Origin of the sequence: Brevundimonas sp. EAKA, from assembly GCF_000698025.1 — a bacterium.
GTDB lineage: Bacteria > Pseudomonadota > Alphaproteobacteria > Caulobacterales > Caulobacteraceae > Brevundimonas > Brevundimonas mediterranea_A.
This window is the reverse complement of the sequence record NZ_JMQR01000266.1, coordinates 1-904: the sequence shown is the minus strand read 5'-3', so window position 1 is coordinate 904 and position 904 is coordinate 1. Positions and strand designations below refer to the sequence as shown.

Sequence of the window (904 nt, the reverse complement as noted above, 5' to 3'; positions counted from 1 at the left end):
GTATAGTAATAGAAAGATTCAAAAAGTAAGTAAAGTGAATGCAAAATCAACAGTGAATCGTCGGCGACGTAAGAAGGGCATAAGAACCAGGCGGACGAGAGGGCGGTTGTGGGCGTAGAGAGGGCGGCAGACGGATATGTGATCGACCGGCTGAGGCGGACCCGCGATGCGCTGGAGCCGCTGCTGGCGGCGTTCGACGCGGTGGCGGCCGAGCGGGACGGGCGGGTGGCGGTGCTGGGGCGGACGGCGACCTGCGCCGACCTGACGCGCGCGGCCCTGGCCCTGCCGGAACAGGGGGCGGCGGAGACGGCGACGCGCGCGCTGGAGCCGCGGCCCGGCGAGGCGCGGGTGCGGTTTATCGACGAGACGGCCGACTATCAGACCGGGGCGGTGGTCGTGCGGACGGACATCGGTGAGCCCGCGACCGGCGGCGGGGTCGATCTGGATCTGCCGCTGGCGTGCGGGGGCGGTCTGGCGCGGGCGGCGGCGGAACGGGCCCTGGACGGATCGGGGGTGGAGACGACGACCCTGGCGCTGGGGCCGCTGGAGGCCTTGCGGCTGGAGCCGGGGGATGTGGTGCGGCTGGACGGCCGCTACGGGGATTGGCGGGTGACGCGGACGACGGCGGACGAGACGCCGTCGGCGGTGCTGGAGCCGGTCGAGGTCCGGCGGACCTTTGAGGATCAGGGCGGCGGGCGCGGCGGCGAGGCGCCGGCCGTGGTCGGGGCGCCCTTCGTGCGGGTGATGGACCTGCCGCCCCTGATGGGGGGCGAGGACGACGGGCGGCCGCTCGTGGCGGCGGCGGCTGAGCCGTGGCGGCCGATGCGGCTGCACGCCGGGGTCGGGGCGGAGACTCTGACGGCGCGGGGCGACTTGGAGACGGCGGCGACGGTCGGGGTTCTGG

The 904-nt window shown here is 73.2% G+C and carries 1 protein-coding gene; it reads left to right on the top strand.

Going from position 1 to position 904, the window contains the following annotated elements:
• Window positions 1-138: 138 nt before the first annotated feature.
• A partial coding sequence (locus ER13_RS17390; protein ID WP_231492590.1) for a phage tail protein occupies window positions 139-904 on the top strand: 766 nt, incomplete at its 3' end.